This is a genomic window from Lysobacter korlensis, assembly GCF_042434515.1.
Genome location: NZ_JBHLTG010000037.1, coordinates 1 through 1,789, shown reverse-complemented (window position 1 = coordinate 1,789; position 1,789 = coordinate 1). Strand labels below are relative to the sequence as shown.

At 61.2% G+C, this 1,789-nt stretch carries 2 protein-coding genes; both read left to right on the top strand.

Annotation, left to right across the window (positions count from 1 at the left end; translation table 11 throughout):
* Positions 1–438: 438 nt before the first annotated feature.
* Positions 439–762 (top strand): hypothetical protein, encoded by a 324-nt coding sequence (locus tag ACFFGH_RS34300; RefSeq protein WP_386677432.1) that lies wholly within the window; start codon positions 439–441, stop codon positions 760–762.
* A gap of 480 nt (positions 763–1,242) precedes the next feature.
* Positions 1,243–1,647 (top strand): VOC family protein, encoded by a 405-nt coding sequence (locus ACFFGH_RS34295; protein WP_386677430.1) that lies wholly within the window; start codon positions 1,243–1,245, stop codon positions 1,645–1,647.
* Positions 1,648–1,789: the final 142 nt, after the last annotated feature.

Genomic DNA, 1,789 nt, shown 5'->3' with positions numbered 1-1,789 from the left:
GCATAAGGTTCTGGGCGGCTAGGGTCACGCGCTTACGGCCCTAACAATTCGTCCAAGCCGACGCCGCTTCGCGGCGCGGCTTAACTCAGGTGTTAGGCCGCTATGGAAGCTAACGGCGTCGGAACTACCCTTTTTGTAACGTTCGTGCTGGCCGGCATGCTCGCCTGGGCCGTCGCCTTCTTTGTGCAGCGTAGGCTCCCCCATCGGTTCCAGGGTCTATGGCCGTCGTCCTTCCGAGCCTTGCGGAACGCGGCTCGCAGCCGCTCTGATCCATCGCATAAAATGGTCCGGCTCTACTTGTGGTCCGGCATCGCGTTCAGCACATGCCTCCTTGCCGCCTTAGGCATATGGCTCGCGCTGGATCTGGGCGCCGCGGCCTAACAATTCGTCCAAGCCGACGCCGCTTCGCGGCGCGGCTTAACTCAGGTGTTAGCGCTCATGGCACAGGTCTTTGCAAATCCCTTTGAGTGCTACGAAGCTATTGGGGCTTGGCTAGCTGAGGCGGTACCGGAGCCTTGGGAGCAGATCACCGTAGAGTTCACCATCGTCGAAATCGATGACGTGTCTGAGTACTGCATTTGGTATCGCCCTAAGCGCTGGCTAGCCAAGGAAGGACAGTTCTTCGTTGACCACACGTTGTTTGATGATTGCTTTTTCCAGCTGGCTCGCCTGACCAGTACACCTGAGAAGGGTCTATTCAAATCGTGTACCTTTGTGCTGCCCTCGAATGGCAAATACAAAGCCGACTTCGAGTATCCGTGAGCGAAGATGATCGCTAACAATTCGTCCAAGCCGACGCCGCTTCGCGGCGCGGCTTAACTCAGGTGTTAGGCGGGCAACATCCGTAATCTTTGTGTTGCCCTCTCGCTCTTCGTGGAGAGTCCGGCAACGGCGCTGCAGTTGCCGGAGGGCGCTCGGGGGTTGGCTCGGGACGGTTGCCTGCCTTCGGACACAGGGTGCTGCAGGCATCAACGTTCGCAGCCGTCAAAGTCCTACGCCCTGCCCTGCAAGCCTGGCGGCCGCTCTGCCTCTACCTTGCCGGCGGGTTCTGCGGCTTCGGCCACTTCCGGCCGTGGCTCGCCTGCATTGCTGTGTCGTCCTGCGCCGCCTCGTGCAATCAGAGCCCGGGCCAGTGTTCTCTCCTCGCTTCGGCGGGCATACTCGTGCCTAACAGTTCGTCCAAGCCGACGCCGCTTCGCGGCGCGGCTTAACTCAGGTGTTAGGGCTCACAGGGAGATCCACGTGACTCAAACCATTTTCATCAACCTCCCCGTCGAGAGCGTCCCGCGCTCACGAGACTTCTTTATCGGGCTCGGCTTCGGCATCAACGAGCAATTCAGCAATGAACAGGCGGCGTGCGTGGTGCTCGCGGACAACATCCTCGTGATGCTGCTTGCCAAGCCGTTCTTTGCCGGCTTCACGGACAAGGCCATTGCGGACGCGCGCGCGACCACAGAGGTCTTGAACTGCCTGAGCTGCGAGAGCCGAGAGCGCGTAGATCAGCTCGTAGCACTCGCAGAGCAGCACGGTGGTCGGGCCTATCGCGAAGCCAAGGATCACGGCTTCATGTATGGGCACGGCTTCGAGGACCCGGACGGTCACATCTGGGAGCTGGCGCACATGGCGGCGCCCGCCGGTGAGCCCTAACAATTCGTCCAAGCCGACGCCGCTTCGCGGCGCGGCTTAACTCACGTGTTAGGCCCCATGGCGAGCAGCGCAGCGATCTTGGCTTTCTTCCTCGGCACGCTATTGCCGCACTCCGGCGTGCCGACCGTCCCAGACAGCGCGC

Coding starts and splice junctions, on each gene's coding strand:
- ACFFGH_RS34300 (WP_386677432.1), top strand. CDS start 439: ATGGCACAGGTCTTTGCAAATCCCTTTGAGTGCTACGAAGCTATTGGG.